We start from the raw sequence: 16,278 nt of genomic DNA, 5'->3' as shown, positions 1-16,278 counted from the left end.
GCGCGGTTCAGCGCCTGAGTTCCCTGGCGTTGCGCGCGGCCTCCACACGGATCATGCGCACACCTTCAAGATCGAGGTCGCTCAGACGGGTGGCCACCTCCGCCACGCGCGTCCGTTCGGGGCCGACGGGCGTGTTCCTGCCCGGCAGCAGACGGTCGAAGGTGAAGACGAGCACTTCGTCGGTGGAGGCCTCTTCCACAGGGGTGAGCTGCACCGCGTAGGGCCCCTGCCGGGCGGCCACCCCGGAGGCACGCAGCACGGCACCGCCCGGCAGAGGCTCGATCGTCAGATCGGTGATCCGGTCGATCGGCCGCCCCTCGTAGGCCTGCTCGGGCCGGGAAAGCGCGCTGCGCCGCGGGATCAGCGGATTGCCATCGGGTTCGGTCACGACCACCTCCCGGCTCGGGCCGAACCAGTTGCCGGGATTGAGACGGGAGTCGCGGATCGTCGCGCAACCCGCGACCACGAGGGTCACCGCCAGAAGCCCCGTCACCGATGCGCGCATGGCCCGTCCCCCTTGCCCGGTCGCCTATCGGGTTACCGCATCGCCCGGCCCTTGAAAAGCGTCAAGCCGGGCTGGATTCGGTGCGCCGTGGCGCCTAGGTCTGCCATGACAAGGCAGATGCGGCAGCACGAACGACAGGAGCGGCACGGGCATGGCAAACGAAGCCTTCGAAGAGATCGTGGAGGATTTCGGGTTCCTCGACGACTGGGAGGATCGCTATCGCCTGGTGATCGAGGAAGGCAAGGCGATGGCGCCGCTGGACGACGCGCTCAAGGTGCCCGCGACCAAGGTCGAGGGCTGCGCCAGCCAGGTCTGGCTGCACCCCCGGATCGAAGGCGGGCGGTTTCATTTCGAGGGCGACAGCGACGCGATGATCGTGCGCGGGCTGATCGCGCTCCTGCACCGGCTCTATGACGGGCTCACGCTCGACGAGGTGCTGTCCGTCGATGCGCGCGCCGAACTGGGCCGGCTCGCGCTGCACGATCATCTCTCGGCGCAGCGGTCGAACGGATTGCGCGCGATGATCGAGCGCATCCGCCAATACGCCGCCGAGGCCAAGGCCAGCGCCTGATCTTCCGGCAGGGGGGCCCGCGGGCTTCCCCTGCTGCACCTTGCAGGAAGGACAGATCGCGACGGGCGCAGGGCGGGCGCCCACCGCGCTCCGGCGATCCGCCGCCTCAGCGCGCCGCCCAGGTCCGAAGCGCGGTCGCAAGATCCCCGTAACCCGTGACGCGCCGCTCGAAGGCCAGCCCCAGCCGCGCGGCGCAGTCGCGCGCCTTTTCGGTCAATGCGGGATCGTCGGTCTGCGCCTGATAGACGAGCTTCTCGTAGTGGCCGAAATAGACGTCGCGCAGGTCCGGATGCCGGTCGAGACCGAGAGGCTTCCAGACGAAGGCGTCGAACTGCCGGACGAGGAAATCGGTCAGGTAGAAGGCAGTGAACTCCTCCTCCGCCCGTCGCGCGAAGGCCTCCACGCCCTCGAAAAAGGCGTAGCAGTGCGGCCCGGCGACCATGCCCACGCCAAGGTCGTTGCACAGCTCCTGCAGACGGCCGCCGGTGCCGCAGTCGGCATAGACGACATGGACCTGGTCGTAATCCGGCGCGTGCTGCGTCACCGCCGCGCGCACGGCCTCGGGTATGCGCTCGGGGTGATTGTGCAGGATCGCCGGAAGACAGTGCAGATCCAGGTGTGTCCAGCCGTTCGCATCGCGCAGGGCAAGGATCTCTCGGGCCAGCGCGCCACAGGCGATCAGCAGGATGCGCCCCATGCGGGCGGGCGGGAGACCCGCCTGCGTCAGGATCTGGTCGTCGGGTGCGTTCGCATTCATCCCTTGCGGCCTTGCGGCGGCGTTCAGCCCGCTACCATCTGGTTGTGCTTGCGCGCGACGAGGGTCTTGGCGGTCTCGACCGCCACGGCAGCATCGCGGCAGTAGGCGTCGGCGCCGATCGCGCGGCCGAATTCCTCGTTCAGGGGCGCACCGCCCACGAGCACGATGTAATCGTCGCGGATGCCCTGCTCGACCATCGTGTCGATCACGACCTTCATGTAGGGCATCGTCGTGGTCAGCAGCGCGGACATGCCCAGGATGTCGGGCTGTTCGGTCTCCAGCGCCTCGAGATAGTTCTCGACAGGGTTGTTGATCCCGAGGTCCACCACCTCGAAGCCCGCGCCCTCCATCATCATCGAGACAAGGTTCTTGCCGATGTCGTGGATGTCGCCCTTGACCGTGCCGATCACCATCTTGCCCACGCGCGGCGCGCCGGTCTCGGCCAGAAGCGGCTTCAGGATCGACATGCCGGCCTTCATCGCGTTGGCGGCCAGCAGAACCTCGGGCACGAAGAGGATGCCGTCGCGAAAGTCCTTGCCGACGATGGTCATGCCGCCCACCAGCGCCTCGGTCAGGATGGCGTAGGGCTCCCACCCGCGCTCGAGAAGGATGTTGACGCCTTCCTCGATCTCTTCCCGGAGACCGTCGTAGAGATCGTCGAACATCTGCTGGACAAGCTCTTCGTCGTCCAGTTCGGAAAGGATGATGTCGTCTTCGTCTTCGGCCATGGCGCGCTTCCCTGGGTCGCACCCGCCGCCTCTGCCGCGGGCGCCTGTCCGGGCGTGTTTGGGAGAAATGCGAAAGATGCTCTTGGCGTTTCGCGACACTCGCGCTGCCGAAGCCGACGCGGTGCGAAATTGTGACGCAGTGCGGGCGAGCTGTCGCAGCGATTGCATTTGTTCGTGTTATGTTCCAGTCTTCGGAAATGACCCGCGCGTGCAACACGGCCTCATCCGACCGGATCGATCCGGGCCGCCGCCGCGGACGCGGCGCCATCAGCGCACGGCCCGGCCGCTTCGAGCCGTCGCGCGAGATCGTTGACGACGGCTGGGGCACGCTGGACGACCCCCTGCCTCCGCTCCGCACACAGGTCACGGAAGAACGGGTGCAAAGCGCGATTGCGCGCAACACCTCGCCCGACGTGCCCTTCGACCGCTCGCTCAATCCCTACCGGGGCTGCGAGCATGGCTGCATCTACTGCTTCGCGCGGCCCACTCATGCCTATCTGGGCCTGTCGCCGGGGCTGGATTTCGAGACGCGGCTGGTGGCCCGGCCCAACATCGCCGAGGTGCTGACGAAGGAACTGGGCAACCCGCGCTACCGGCCCGCGGCCCTGGCGCTGGGCACCGCGACCGACCCCTATCAGCCGGTGGAGCGCGAACGGCGGCTGACCCGCGCCTGCCTCGAGGTGCTGGAGGCGGCGGCCCACCCTGTGGGCGTGGTGACCAAGGGCGCGCTGGTGGAGCGCGACACAGACATCCTGTCGCGGATGGCGGCGCAGGGGATCGCGCGGGTGGGGTTCTCGGTCACCACGCTGGACCCCGACCTTGCCCGGCGGATGGAGCCGCGCGCGCCCTCGCCCGCGCGGCGGCTGGCGGCGATCCGGCGGCTGTCGGACGCGGGCGTGCCGGTGCGCGTCATGGTCTCGCCGATCGTGCCGGGCCTGACCGATCACGAGGTCGAAAAGATCCTGTCGGAGGCGGCGAAGGCCGGCGCGGTGGCGGCAAGCTGGGTGATGCTGCGCCTGCCGCGCGAGGTCTCGGAGCTCTGGCAGGAGTGGCTGGCCGAACACCGGCCTGACCGCGCGGCGCGTGTGATGGCCCGCCTGCGCGAGATGCACGGCGGGCGCGACTACGACCCGCAGTGGGGGCACCGGATGCGGGGCGAAGGACTGCACGCGCAGATGATCGCGCAGCGATTCGCGCGTGCCGCGAAGCGCGTGGGGCTGGCAGGGCCCCTGCCGCCGCTGCGGACCGACCGTTTCGCGCCGCTCACCGGCGGGCCGGACCAGTTGCGGCTGTTCTGAGGGTCAGCCGCGGCGCCGGCGGCGGCTGCGGCGCTCGGTCCCCGCGTCCGCGCCCGTGCCGTCGGAGACGGAGGAAAAGTCGCCCAGCGCCGCCACGATCTGCTCGAGCGTCGGGCGCGGCCCCTTTGGCCGGGTCTCCAGCGCCTCGCGCATCCGCCTGAGGTGTTCGGGCTGGGTGCCGCAGCAGCCGCCGATGATCCGCGCGCCCGCGTCGCGCGCGAGCACGGCATAATCGGCCATCAGGGCGGGCGTCCCGTCGTAGTGGATATGCCCGTCCACGTATTTCGGGATGCCGGCGTTGCCCTTGGCGATCAGCGGGCGCGTCGGGCCCGCCTCGGCGAAACCCAGCACGGTGCGCAACAGGTCGGCCGCGCCGGTGCCGCAGTTCGCGCCGAAGGCGATGGGCGGATTGGGCAGGCTCTCGACCAGCTCCGCCATCGCCGGCGCGGTGACGCCCATCATCGTGCGCCCGGCGGTGTCGAAGCTCATCGTCCCACACCACGGCATCGCTGCCCGCGCGAAGGCCTCTGCCGCCGCGCGGTATTCCTCGGGCGCCGAGATCGTCTCCAGCCACAGGATATCCACGCCACCCGCCTTCAGCCCCTCTGCCTGCTCGTGGAACATCTCGACCGCCTCGGCGTGGCTCAGGCTGCCCACCGGTTCCATGATGTCGCCCGTGGGGCCGACGGAGCCCGCCACCACGACGGGACGGCCCGCCGCATCGGCCACCTCGCGGCCCAGTTCGGCGGCGGCGCGGTTGAGCTCGAACACCCGGTCCTGCGCCGCGTGCAGCTTGAGCCGCGAGGCGTTGCCGCCGAAGGAGTTCGTGAGGAACAGGTCGCTGCCCGCCTTCACCGCCCCGCGATAGAGGGCACGGATCCGGTCGGGGTGATCGACGTTCCAGAGCTCCGGCGCGTCGCCGGACATCAGCCCCATGTTGAAGAGCGTGGTGCCGGTGGCGCCGTCGGCCAGAAGCCACTCGCGCTGATCCAGAAGGCGGGTCAGAGGGTCGGACATGAAAATGCGCTCCGGCGCCGAAACGGGGACGACACGGCGCCATTCGCTCGCGACGACGCGCCGCACAAAGGCGATCCGCGCCGCTCCGGCGGATCAGTTCTCCTGCAACAGCTGGCCCTTGGCCTCGGCCAGAAGCTCGGCCATCTTGGCGCGGATCTCCTCGGGGCTGGACAGGTTGCCAAGATCGCCCGCGACCTTGCGCACCACGTCCTCGTGCCCGGCCTCCTCGAAGTCGGCCTTGACCACTTCTCGCGCGTAGGCCTGGGCGTCATCGCCGGTCTTGCCCAGCTTGTCCGCGGCCCAGAGGCCCAGAAGCTTGTTGCGCCGCGCCTCGGCCTTGAACTGCATCTCGGCGTCGTGGGCGAACTTCGCCTCGAAGGCGTGCTCGCGGTCTTCGAAGGTGCTCATCGCTCGGTCCCTCAGGAAGGCTGCGCGGGGCCGGCCCGCATGTCGTGCACAGATATGCCCGCGCCGGCCGCGCGCCGCAAGGGGAAGCGGGCCTGGCACGGGGCGGCCGCGCTTGCGGCAGGGGGCTGCATCGCTTATGTCGGCGCAAGCCGTCGGAGCGGGTCTCCGGCGCTTTTTTCGATGGAGTCCCGATGGCGCGGCGCAAGAAGATCTACGAGGGCAAGGCCAAGATCCTGTACGAAGGCCCCGAGCCCGGCACGCTGGTGCAGTACTTCAAGGACGACGCGACCGCCTTCAACGCCGAGAAGCACGAGGTGATCGACGGCAAGGGCGTGCTGAACAACCGGCTGTCCGAGTTCTTCATGACCGGGCTCAACAACATCGGCGTGCCCACCCACTTCATCCGCCGCCTCAACATGCGCGAGCAGCTCGTGCGCGCCTGCGAGATCATCCCGCTCGAGGTGGTGGTGCGCAATTTCGCCGCAGGCTCGATGGCCAAGCGCCTGGGCATCGAGGAGGGCACGCCCCTGCCCCGCCCGATCGTCGAATACTACTACAAGGACGACAAGCTGGGCGACCCGATGGTGACCGAAGAGCATATCGCCGCCTTCGGCTGGGCCAGCCAGCAGGACATGGACGACGTCGTGAGCCTTGCCCTGCGCGTCAACGACTTCCTCTCCGGCGTGATGATGGCGGTCGGCATCCGGCTGGTCGACTTCAAGATCGAGGTCGGGCGGGTCTACGACGGCGATTTCCAGCGCCTGATCGTGGCCGACGAGATCAGCCCCGACTCCTGCCGGCTGTGGGACGTGCAGACCGGCCAGCGGCTGGACAAGGACGTCTTCCGCCGCGACCTGGGCAACCTGAGCGACGCCTATACGGAGGTGGCGCGGCGACTGGGCGTCATGCCCAAGAACGCGACCGGTATGACGAAGCCGCATCTCATCAACTGAGGCGCGGCGCCGGCTGCAGCGGCGGCATGGGTATTTTCGGACCATTGAAAGGACGGGACGCGCGATGAAGGCACGGGTCACGGTGATGCTGAAGGACGGCGTTCTGGACCCGCAGGGCGAGGCGGTGCGCCATGCGCTGGGCGCGCTCGGGTTCGCCGGCGTCGCGGGGGTGCGCCAGGGCAAGGTGATCGAGCTCGACCTGGCCGAGGGCATGGGCCGCGACGAGGTCGAGCGCATGTGCGAGGCGCTGCTCGCCAACACCGTGATCGAACGCTACGAGATCGAGCTGGCCTGATGCGGGCCGCCCGGCTGACGGCCTGGCGCGCGCCGCTGGAGCTGATCGCGGCGTCCGATCCCGCGCCCGCGGCCGGCGGCGTGGTGCTGCGCGTGCTGGCCTGCGGCGTCTGCCGCTCCGACTGGCACGTCTGGACCGGCGCGGACCCTGACGTGTCGCTGCCGCATATCCCCGGCCACGAGTTCTGCGGCGAGGTGGTGGCCGTGGGCACGGGCGTCAGCCGCTGGCGCGAGGGCGACCGGGTGATCGCGCCCTTCATCCTTGCCTGCGGCGCCTGCCCGGACTGCGCGGCGGGCCACCAGACGATCTGCGCGCGGCAGGTGCTGCCGGGGTTCACCGCGCCGGGGGCCTTCGCGGAACTCGTCGCGGTGCCCCACGCCGACGCCAACCTGACGCGCCTGCCGGAGGCGGTGGCGCCCGAGCTTGCCGCGGCGCTGGGCTGCCGGGTGACGACGGCCTGGCATGCGCTGACGGGGCGCGCGGCGCTGGCGGCGGGCGAATGGCTTGCCGTGATCGGCGGCGGCGGGGTGGGGGTGGCCGCGCTGATCCTCGGCCGGGCGCTGGGGGCGCGGGTGGTCGTGGTGGACGTGGTCGAGGAGAAGCTTGCCTTCGCCCGAAGCCTCGGGGCCGACGCGGTGGTGAACGCGGCCAAAGGCGACGCGGCGCAGGCGGTGCGCGACCTGACCGGAGGCGGCGCGCATGTGGCCGTCGAGGCGCTGGGCGTGGCGGAGACGACGGCCACGGCACTGAAATCGCTGCGCAAGCTGGGCCGCATGGTGCAGGTGGGGATGCCCGCGGGCGATCACGCGGCGATGACCCTGCCCTGGGACACGGTCTATTCCGGCCAGCTCGCCGTCTACGGCACGCGCGGGATGCCGGCCTGGCGTTATCCGCCGCTGCTGGACCTGATCGCCGCGGGGCGGGTAGACCTCTCGCCGCTGGTCACGCGGCGGATCGGGCTCTCGCAGGTCACGGAGGAACTCGCCGCCTTCGACGCGCCAGCGCCGCCGGGGGTCGCGGTGGTGACCGATTTCGCGGGGTGACCTGCGCGACACTCCGGTCTAGCATTCGATCATGGCACGCCGTCTGGACCGGGACAGTCTTCGCGCAAGGATCGAGGCCGAGTATGCGGCACGCGGCGACCGGCTGGGCTGGCGCCTGCTCTACAGTCCCGAGGCGGTGCTGGACGGGGCGGAGGTGGCCTTCGTCGGACTGAACCCCGGCGGCGATCATGCGCCGCCTGGGCATGCAGAGTTCGCGATGCCCTCCGGCAGCGCCTACTTGACCGAGAGCTGGTCGAACGATCCGGCGGGAAAGAGTCCGCTGCAGCAGCAAGTAAGCGCGCTCTTCGATGCACTTGGGGTGCAACCGGAGCATGTTCTTGCGGGCAACCTGATACCGTTTCGCTCGCCGAGTTGGTCGGCGCTGCGCGACAAGTCCGGGGCGACGCGCTTTGGCGTGGCGCTGTGGCGGGACATTCTTGACAGTGCGCGCCCGCGTCTCGTGATCGTTCTGGGCCGCACCGCTGGCGACACCCTCGCGGGCGAACTCGGTCTTCGGCTGGCCCGCGAGGAGCGCGTGGAGTGGGGAGACGTCACCGCTGGTGTTTGGGAGGGCGCGGATCTCCGGTTGATCCGGCTGCCGCATCTCTCGCGGTTTGCTATTGTGGGCCGGCGAAAGAGCGAACCAGCACTGGCACGACTGTTCGGAGAGGACTGGCGAAAGACTACGGATCGTCTTATCTGACGACTGCGGCAACCGGTCCCCCGGCATGCCTCAACAGACCGGAGACCCTATCATGCGCGCCGCCGTTCTCGTCTTTCCCGGCTCCAACTGCGACCGCGACCTGGCGGTGGCGCTGCGCGCGGCGGGCGCGCAGGTCGAGATGGTCTGGCACAAGGAAACCGCGCTGCCCGATCGGACGGACCTCGTCGCCGTGCCGGGCGGCTTTTCCTATGGCGACTACCTGCGCTGCGGGGCGATCGCGGCGCAATCGCCGGTCTGCCGCGCGGTTGCGGACCACGCGGCGCGCGGCGGGCATGTCCTTGGCATCTGCAACGGGTTCCAGGTGCTGACCGAGATGCGGCTGCTGCCGGGCGTGCTGATGCGAAACGCGGGCCTCACCTTCCTCTGCCGGCCCGAGACGCTGATGGTGCGCAGCACCGGCTCGGACTTCACGGCCGGCTATTCCGAGGGTCAGGAGGTGGTCTTTCCCATCGCCCACCACGACGGCAACTACACCGCCACGGAGGAAGAGCTTGACCGGCTCGAAGGCGAGGGGCGCGTGGCCTTCACCTATGCGAACAACCCCAACGGATCGGCCCGCGACATCGCGGGCATCCTGTCGGAGAACCGGCGCGTGCTGGGCCTGATGCCACACCCCGAGCGTGCGGTGGACCCGGTGCATGGCGGCACGGACGGTGTAGCGCTCTTCCGCTCGCTCGTGGGCGCGCTGGCGATTGCCTGACTTGAGCCGTCCGCGGGTGGGCCTTATCCTCCTGCCATGCGGGATCTCGTGATCACACGGACGGAGCGGCGGCGCAGCGCACCGCCCGGGTGGCCTGTTCGGCTGGCGCTGGTTGCGCTGGTCGGCCTTGCGGTCGCGATCGTCTGGTTCACCAACGCGTTTCTCACCGAGCGCTTCACGGAGACCACCCGCAACCGTGCCGAGGTGCGGCTGGCGCTCTATTCCGGCAACCTCGTCTCCGAACTTCGACGCAACGCCATCGTGCCGCAGCTTCTGGCGCGCGACCCGGCGCTGATCGCGGCGCTGAACTCGTCCGATTATTCCCAGTCCACCCAGCGCCTGATGGGCTTCGTGGACGAAATCGGCGCAGCCTCGCTGATGCTGCTCGACCGGGAGGCGCGCGCGGTAGCGGCGACCAATCGCAACCGGCTGGGCTCCACCCATCGGTCGGAGCCCTACTTCGTCGAGGCGCTCCGCTCCTCCGGCACGGTCTTCACCTCGCTCCCGCGCGAAGAGGGCGGCTACCGCTTCACCTATTCGCGTCGGATCGACGGGCTGTCCGGCGCGCTTGGCGTGATCGTGGTGGAAGTGGACCTCGCCAAGTTCGAGCGGGCCTGGGCAGGGATCTCGGATGCGGTGCTGGTCACCGACAGCGAAGGAACGATCATCCTGTCCACGGAACCCCGCTGGCGTGGCCTGACCGAAGCCGGGGCGCTGGAGCGAGAGCCGCCGATGACCGCCATCGCACGCGCCCTTCAGGAGGCGGTGGACTGGGCGACGATCCCTGCCGACGCCTACCTGGAAGGACAAGCGGTGATGCGGATGGAGACGCGCATTCCGTTCCGCGGGTGGCGCATGGCCAGCTTCACCACATATGCCAGCGTCCGCGACCAGGTGAACGCGGTCCTGGCGCTGGAGATCATGGGCTTCGCGATCCTTCTGGCGGGGGCCTTCTATCTTCTGAACCGCAAGACCGCGGTGCGCATGGCGCTTTTCCAGCGCGAATCGGCCGAGCTGCGCGACCTGAACGCCCGCCTGCAGCGCGAGATCGCCGAGCGCGAGCGCATGCAGCAGACGCTGGCCGTGGCCGAGCAGAGCCTTGCCCAAAGCTCCAAGCTCGCCGTGCTGGGCGAGATGTCGGCCGCCGTCAGCCACGAGCTGAATCAGCCGCTCGCGGCGATGAAGACCTATCTGGCCGGCGCGCGCCTGCTGTTGCAGCGCAACAGGCCCGACGAGGCGTTGACCGCCTTTCACCGCATCGACGGGCTGATCGAGCGGATGGGCGCGATCACGCGGCAGCTCAAGTCCTACGCGAGCAAGGGGGCGGAGCAGCTCGCGCCCGTCGATCTTGCCGAGGCGCTGACCTCTGCGCTGTCGATGATGGAGCCGCAGCTGCGGGAACGGCAGGTGCGGATCAACCGGGTCCTGCCCGAAGGACCCGTCACGGTGATGGGCGACCGGGTTCGGATCGAACAGGTGATGGTGAACCTGATCCGCAACGCCTTCGACGCCGTCAAGAGCGTGGCCAGCCCCGAGATCGACATCATCCTTGCCCGCGGCGAGACGGCGGTGCTGACCGTGCGCGACAACGGCGACGGGATCGAGGACCTCGATGCGCTCTTCGAACCCTTCTACACCACGAAGCAGCCGGGCGAGGGCGTGGGCCTGGGCCTTGCCATCTCGTCCGGCATCGTTACGGACCTGGGCGGGCGGCTGACCGCGCGCAACGCCACGGGCGGGGGCGCGGTCTTCGAGATGCAGTTGCCCGTCCTCGCCGAAGAGACAAGAGCAGCGGAGTAGCCATTCATGGCCAAGGCAATGAAGATCGCCATCGTGGACGACGAGCGCGACATGCGTCAGTCGATCAGCCAGTGGCTGGCGCTGTCGGGCTTCGACACGGAGGCCTTCCCCTGCGCCGAGGAGGCGCTGAAGGCGGTGGGTCCCGACTATCCCGGCATCGTGATCACCGACATCCGGATGCCCGGGCTGGACGGGATGCAGTTCCTGCGCAAGCTGATGGGGATGGACAGCGCGCTGCCGGTCATCATGATCACCGGGCATGGCGACGTGCCGATGGCGGTCGAGGCGATGCGCCTGGGCGCCTTCGACTTCCTGGAAAAGCCGTTCAACCCGGACCGGATGACGGAACTTGCCAAGCGCGCGTCGAATGCCCGGCGCCTGACGCTGGATACCCGCGCGCTGCGCCGGGAACTGGCCGAGGGCGGGCAGATCATGAACAAGCTGATGGGCTCCAGCCCGGCGATGGAGAGGCTGCGCGAGGATATCCTGGACCTGGGTCAGGCCGACGGGCACGTGCTGATCGAGGGCGAGACCGGCACCGGCAAGACGCTGGTGGCCCACGCGCTGCACGCGGTGGGCAGCCGCGCCGGCCGACGCTTCGTGCTGGTGTCCTGCGGCGCCTTCGAGGAAAGCGCGCTGATGCGGCGGCTGTTCGGCCCGGTCCAGCCCGACGACAGCCGCCTGCCGGCGATCGAGGAGGCGCGCGGCGGGACACTGGTACTGGAGGACATCGAGACGCTGTCGGAGACCGGCCAGGCGCGGCTGCTGTCGGTCATCAACGACGAGGGCACGCCGCCCGAGACGCGGATCGTCGCGATTTCGAACCTGCAGGACGAGGGCAAGACCTGCGAGACGATGCTGCGCCCCGATCTGTACTACCGTCTCGCCGCGCTCCGGATCGTGGTGCCGCCGCTTCGGGCGCGTGGCGAGGACATCCTGACGCTGTTCGCCCGCCTGACCGAGCAGTTCGCGGAGGAATACGGCTGCGAGACACCGAACGTCAGCGCGCAGGAGGCCGCACAGCTCCTGCAGGCGCCATGGCCCGGCAACGTGCGCCAGCTGATCAACCTGGCCGAACGGGCGGTGCTGCAGGCGCGCCGCGGACAGGGCTCGATCGCATCGCTGCTGATGAACGACCACGACGAGATGCGCCCGGTGATGACGACCGAGGGCAAGCCGCTGAAGGAATACGTCGAGGCCTTCGAGCGGATGCTGCTCGACAACACCATGCGCCGGCACAAGGGCTCGATCGCGGCGGTGATGGACGAGTTGTCGCTGCCGCGCCGCACGCTGAACGAGAAGATGGCGAAATATGGCCTGCAGCGCGCCGACTACCTGTGAGGCACGCGCGTCACGGGCCGCTCTTCCGCCCTCTCGGGCGTCATCGCTGCGAAGAGGCGCGCCAGCGCTGATGAGCGGACTGCGCCGCGCTTCTTGTCATGTTAACGATTTTGCCATTGTATTCGCCGTGCGGCTGCCTTTATGGTGCCCTGCAGGCGTCCGGCCGCCACGGCCGGCTTCGCCCCTAAGTTTCTCTGTTTCAGACGCTCCCGGCCCTGCCGGCCCGACGATCCGGAACAGACCGTCCCGGCCTCGTGCCGGCAAGATTGCCCGGACCGCACCCGCGGAGGGCCCCCAGCGGATGCTCCCGAAAGGGGGTGTCGGAGTGAAACCGCGATGACGCGCAGAGGACTTGATCGAGACGACAGGTCACCGGGAAATCCCGCGCTCTGCCGCACCACAGCAATCGCACAGACAAGTCACGGGCGCCCGGCGCAGCGCGAGACAGGCGCGCGCCGGCGGTCCCCGTGCAAACGGACGACATGGCAAAGAAAATGCTCATCGACGCCACCCACGCGGAAGAAACCCGCGTCGTGGTGGTGGACGGAAACAAGGTCGAGGAATTCGATTTCGAGTCGGTCAACAAGCGTCAGCTAGCCGGCAACATCTATCTCGCAAAGGTCACGCGCGTGGAGCCGTCGCTGCAGGCGGCCTTCGTCGACTATGGCGGCAACCGCCACGGCTTTCTCGCCTTCTCGGAAATCCATCCGGACTACTACCAGATCCCCGTCGCCGACCGCGAGGCGCTGATGGAGGAAGAGCGCGCCTATGCCGAAGCGCAGCGCGCCCGCGACGAGGACGAGGAGGAGCCGAAGAAGCCCCGCCGCTCGACCCGCTCGCGCAGCCGGTCCAAAGCCGCGAAGACGGAAAGCGACGACGCGGTGGCCAGGGCGGAGACGACGACCGCTACCATCGAGGGGATGGAGACCATCGACCTTGGCGACGAGGACGAAGGCGTCTCTCCGATGGAGCGCGTGGGCGACACCCCCGTCGAGGAACCCGAGGAAAACGGCAACACGTCAGGCAGCGAGGACGACGAGGAACAGCCCTTCGTCGCCGCCGACCACGCCGCCGAGCGGGACGAGACCATCGAGGCGGTCTCCGAGATCGACGACCAGGAGGACATCCGCCCGCCGCGCAAGCCGCGGCCGCGCAAGTACAAGATCCAGGAGGTGATCAAGGTCCGGCAGATCATGCTGGTCCAGGTCGTCAAGGAAGAGCGCGGCAACAAGGGCGCCGCGCTGACAACCTATCTCTCGCTCGCCGGCCGCTACTGCGTGCTGATGCCCAACACCGCGCGCGGCGGCGGCATCAGCCGCAAGATCACCAACGCCGCCGACCGCAAGAAGCTCAAGGAGATCGCGGGCGAACTCGACGTGCCGCGCGGTGCGGGCCTCATCATCCGCACGGCCGGCGCCAACCGCACCAAGGCCGAGATCAAGCGCGACTACGAATATCTGCAGCGGCTGTGGGAGCAGATCCGCGAACTGACCCTGAAGTCGATCGCGCCCGCGAAGATCTACGAGGAGGGCGACCTGATCAAGCGCTCGATCCGCGACCTCTACAACCGCGAGATCGACGAAGTCCTGGTCGAGGGCGAGGCGGGCTACCGCAATGCCAAGGACTTCATGAAGATGATCATGCCGTCCCACGCCAAGAACGTGAAGCATTACCAGGACACGCTTCCGCTCTTCGCGCGCTTCCAGGTCGAAAGCTACCTGGGCTCGATGTTCAACCCGACGGTGCAGCTCAAGTCCGGCGGTTACATCGTGATCGGCGTGACCGAGGCGCTGGTGGCGATCGACGTGAACTCGGGCCGCGCGACCAAGGAAGGCTCGATCGAGGAAACAGCCCTCAAGACCAACCTCGAGGCCGCCGAAGAGATCGCGCGCCAGCTGCGGCTGCGCGACCTTGCCGGGCTGATCGTGATCGATTTCATCGACATGGACGAGCGCAAGAACAACACCGCCGTCGAGAAGAAGCTCAAGGACAAGCTCAAGACCGACCGCGCGCGCATCCAGGTGGGCCGCATCTCGGGCTTCGGCCTGCTGGAGATGAGCCGCCAGCGCCTGCGCCCCGGCATGATCGAGGCCACGACCCAGCCCTGCGCGGCCTGCCACGGCACGGGCCTTATCCGCTCGGACGACAACCTTGCGCTCGCCATCCTGCGCCAGATCGAGGAAGAGGGGGTGCGCGGCCGCTCGGGCGAGGTGCTGGTCAAGGCGCCGGTGGCCATCGCCAACTACCTGATGAACCAGAAGCGCGAGCACATCGCGGTGATCGAGGCGCGCTATGGCCTGGCCGTGCGGGTCGAGGGCGACCCGATGCTGGTCAGCCCCGACTTTGTGCTGGAGAAGTTCAAGCAGGCGACACGCGCGGTGCCCGAGCCCGCGGTGCCCGTCGTCTCGCTCAGCGTCTCCGCCGCCACGGCGGAAGACGAAGAGGAGGCCGCGCCCGAACCGGACGCGACAGAGGCGCCGCCGGCGCCCGCACAGGCCGACGGCGAGGGAGAGCCCAGGCCGAAGAAGAAGCGCCGCCGCCGCCGCCGCAAGAAGCCCTCGGGCGGAGACGATCAACGCGACGAATCGCTGTCGGAAGCTGCCGGGGCGCAAAGTCCGGCCGAGGCGGGCGAACCTCTGGAGGCCGATGCGCCGGATCGGGACGCGGAGACACCCGCGGCCGAGTCGGAACCGGCGCACGCCGAGCCTGCTGCGGAAGAGGCCGCGACGCAGGCGGAGGCCCCAGCCGCGAAGCCCGCGCGCAGCCGAAAGCGCGGCGGAAGCTCGAAGAAGAGCCCGCCGAAGCCGGCCGAGGCCGCGCCGGATGCAGCTGCCGCGAGCGAGGCCCCTGCGACGACGGGGGCACAGCCGCCGCGGGACGCCGAATCGCAAGAGGCCGGACCGGCGGAAGCCGCGTCCGATGCGGCCGCGGAGCCGGCCGATGCGGCCCCCCCAGCCTCGGCGGAGGCAGAAGCGCCCGTCGTGGAGGCAGAGGTTGTGGAGGCAGAGAGCGAAGAGACCGCGCCCCGCTCCGAAGCAGCCCCTGCGCGCAAGAGCGAAAGGCCGGCCCCGAAGACCGGAACGGACACTCCGGACAAGGTTCCCGAACCCGTCGGCGCCTCCGAAGGCGAGGAGAGGCCCGACGACAAGCCGAAGAAACGCGGCTGGTGGATGCTGGGTCCGCGCTGAGGCGCGGGCGCGGCACGCCGGACCGGCAACGCGGCGCGCGAAGATGTGAGCGCGCGCCGCGTGACGCGACCGGAGAAGGGCGCTAAGCGGGAATCATGTTCGGGATCGAGATCATCGACGCGGGGCTGATCCCCGCAATGACCGTGGCGCTGCTGGCCGGCGTGATCTCGTTCCTGTCGCCCTGCGTTCTGCCGATCGTGCCGCCCTATCTCGCCTACATGTCCGGTGTCTCGCTGGGCGAGTTGTCGGAGGAGCGGGGGCGGTCGCGCGCGCTTCTGCCTGCCTTCTTCTTCGTTCTGGGCCTGTCGACGGTGTTCCTGTTCCTGGGCTTCGCGGCGTCGGCGGCGGGACGGGCCTTTCTGGCCTATCAGGGCTGGTTCAACACGATCGCAGGCCTGATCGTGATGGGCTTTGGCGCGCATTTCGTGGGTCTCTACAGGATCGGGTTTCTCGACCGCGAGGCACGGCTCGACGCGGGCGACCGCAGCGGCAGCGCCTTCGGCGCCTATGTGCTGGGCCTTGCCTTCGCCTTCGGCTGGACGCCCTGCATCGGCCCGCAGCTGGGCGCGATCCTCTCGCTGGCCGCGACCGAGGCCGACATGGCGCGCGGCACCACCCTTCTGGGCGTCTACGCGGTGGGGCTTGGCGTGCCCTTCCTGCTGGTTGCGGCCTTCCTGCCGCGGCTGGGCGGTCTGATGGGCTGGATGAAGCGGCACATGGACCGGATCGAGACGGCGATGGGCCTGCTGCTCTGGACCATCGGGCTGCTGATGCTGACGGGGGGCTTCTCGGCCTTCTCCTTCTGGCTGCTCGAGACGTTTCCGGCCCTCGCGGCGCTCGGCTGAGCCGCGCCCCGATCCCGGCATCTGCCATCCCCTGGCGGCGGAAGCCGCTTGCAAGCGGCTTACCGCGGCGCAGGCTTGCCGCGCCGCCCTCCGCTGCCGCACGGG

The 16,278-nt window shown here is 69.2% G+C and carries 16 protein-coding genes; 11 read left to right on the top strand and 5 right to left on the bottom strand.

Annotated elements, in window-relative coordinates:
- Window positions 1–7: 7 nt before the first annotated feature.
- Window positions 8–505 (bottom strand): hypothetical protein, encoded by a 498-nt coding sequence (locus ACLFOB_RS00335; protein WP_410916604.1) that lies wholly within the window; start codon window positions 503–505, stop codon window positions 8–10.
- 151 nt (window positions 506–656) lie between these two features.
- Between ACLFOB_RS00335 and ACLFOB_RS00330 the strand changes: the two genes are divergently transcribed.
- Window positions 657–1,076 carry a SufE family protein gene (locus ACLFOB_RS00330; protein ID WP_410916605.1) on the top strand — a complete coding sequence of 140 codons (420 nt, stop codon included), beginning with the start codon at window positions 657–659 and terminating at the stop codon, window positions 1,074–1,076.
- 106 nt (window positions 1,077–1,182) lie between these two features.
- On the opposite strand, the gene ACLFOB_RS00325 is transcribed toward ACLFOB_RS00330, so the two are convergent.
- Together ACLFOB_RS00325 and ACLFOB_RS00320 are read right to left on the bottom strand one after the other, a co-directional pair.
- Complete coding sequence (locus tag ACLFOB_RS00325; RefSeq protein WP_410924258.1) at window positions 1,183–1,833, bottom strand: DUF1638 domain-containing protein; 651 nt, start codon at window positions 1,831–1,833, stop codon at window positions 1,183–1,185.
- A gap of 23 nt (window positions 1,834–1,856) precedes the next feature.
- A complete protein-coding gene (locus ACLFOB_RS00320) occupies window positions 1,857–2,561 on the bottom strand; it encodes a corrinoid protein (RefSeq protein ID WP_410924256.1) in 705 nt (234 codons plus the stop codon).
- A 197-nt stretch (window positions 2,562–2,758) separates the two neighbouring features.
- Here ACLFOB_RS00320 and ACLFOB_RS00315 point away from each other — a divergent pair, with 197 nt between their 5' ends.
- Complete coding sequence (locus ACLFOB_RS00315) at window positions 2,759–3,859, top strand: PA0069 family radical SAM protein (RefSeq protein WP_410924255.1); 1,101 nt, start codon at window positions 2,759–2,761, stop codon at window positions 3,857–3,859.
- A gap of 3 nt (window positions 3,860–3,862) precedes the next feature.
- Here ACLFOB_RS00315 and bmt read toward each other — a convergent pair whose 3' ends face one another.
- Together bmt and ACLFOB_RS00305 are read right to left on the bottom strand one after the other, a co-directional pair.
- Window positions 3,863–4,876 (bottom strand): betaine--homocysteine S-methyltransferase, encoded by a 1,014-nt coding sequence (gene bmt, locus ACLFOB_RS00310; protein WP_410924254.1) that lies wholly within the window; start codon window positions 4,874–4,876, stop codon window positions 3,863–3,865.
- Between the two features lie 93 nt (window positions 4,877–4,969).
- Window positions 4,970–5,284 carry a DUF1476 domain-containing protein gene (locus ACLFOB_RS00305; RefSeq protein WP_410916610.1) on the bottom strand — a complete coding sequence of 105 codons (315 nt, stop codon included), beginning with the start codon at window positions 5,282–5,284 and terminating at the stop codon, window positions 4,970–4,972.
- A gap of 191 nt (window positions 5,285–5,475) precedes the next feature.
- Between ACLFOB_RS00305 and purC the strand changes: the two genes are divergently transcribed.
- The 9 genes from purC (at window position 5,476) to ACLFOB_RS00260 (ending at window position 16,173) form a co-directional block, all read left to right on the top strand.
- The gene (gene purC / locus ACLFOB_RS00300) at window positions 5,476–6,237 is read left to right on the top strand and encodes a phosphoribosylaminoimidazolesuccinocarboxamide synthase (protein WP_410916611.1); all 762 of its coding nucleotides are present in this window, start codon (window positions 5,476–5,478) and stop codon (window positions 6,235–6,237) included.
- Window positions 6,238–6,301: 64 nt separating this feature from the next.
- On the top strand, window positions 6,302–6,532 hold the full coding sequence (gene purS / locus ACLFOB_RS00295; protein WP_410916613.1) for a phosphoribosylformylglycinamidine synthase subunit PurS: 231 nt from the start codon (window positions 6,302–6,304) through the stop codon (window positions 6,530–6,532).
- A complete protein-coding gene (locus tag ACLFOB_RS00290) occupies window positions 6,532–7,575 on the top strand; it encodes an alcohol dehydrogenase catalytic domain-containing protein (protein ID WP_410924253.1) in 1,044 nt (347 codons plus the stop codon). Before purS ends, ACLFOB_RS00290 begins: the two co-directional genes overlap by 1 nt.
- A 31-nt stretch (window positions 7,576–7,606) precedes the next feature.
- On the top strand, window positions 7,607–8,278 hold the full coding sequence (locus ACLFOB_RS00285) for a uracil-DNA glycosylase family protein (protein ID WP_410916616.1): 672 nt from the start codon (window positions 7,607–7,609) through the stop codon (window positions 8,276–8,278).
- 52 nt (window positions 8,279–8,330) lie between these two features.
- Window positions 8,331–8,999: a phosphoribosylformylglycinamidine synthase subunit PurQ gene (gene purQ / locus ACLFOB_RS00280; protein ID WP_410916617.1), complete on the top strand. Its 669-nt coding sequence runs from the start codon at window positions 8,331–8,333 to the stop codon at window positions 8,997–8,999.
- 36 nt (window positions 9,000–9,035) lie between these two features.
- Window positions 9,036–10,799 carry an ATP-binding protein gene (locus ACLFOB_RS00275; protein ID WP_410924251.1) on the top strand — a complete coding sequence of 588 codons (1,764 nt, stop codon included), beginning with the start codon at window positions 9,036–9,038 and terminating at the stop codon, window positions 10,797–10,799.
- 6 nt (window positions 10,800–10,805) lie between these two features.
- Window positions 10,806–12,140, top strand: a complete 1,335-nt coding sequence (locus ACLFOB_RS00270) for a sigma-54-dependent transcriptional regulator (RefSeq protein ID WP_410918439.1) — start codon at window positions 10,806–10,808, stop codon at window positions 12,138–12,140.
- 482 nt (window positions 12,141–12,622) lie between these two features.
- Entirely contained in the window at window positions 12,623–15,328 is a 2,706-nt protein-coding gene (locus ACLFOB_RS00265; RefSeq protein ID WP_410924250.1) for an Rne/Rng family ribonuclease, read from the top strand.
- A gap of 95 nt (window positions 15,329–15,423) precedes the next feature.
- Complete coding sequence (locus tag ACLFOB_RS00260; protein ID WP_410916121.1) at window positions 15,424–16,173, top strand: cytochrome c biogenesis CcdA family protein; 750 nt, start codon at window positions 15,424–15,426, stop codon at window positions 16,171–16,173.
- The last annotated feature ends 105 nt before the right edge of the window (window positions 16,174–16,278 follow it).

This window comes from Rhodosalinus sp., from assembly GCF_046542825.1.
Lineage (GTDB): Bacteria > Pseudomonadota > Alphaproteobacteria > Rhodobacterales > Rhodobacteraceae > Rhodosalinus.
This window is presented reverse-complemented; position numbering and strand designations above follow the sequence as displayed.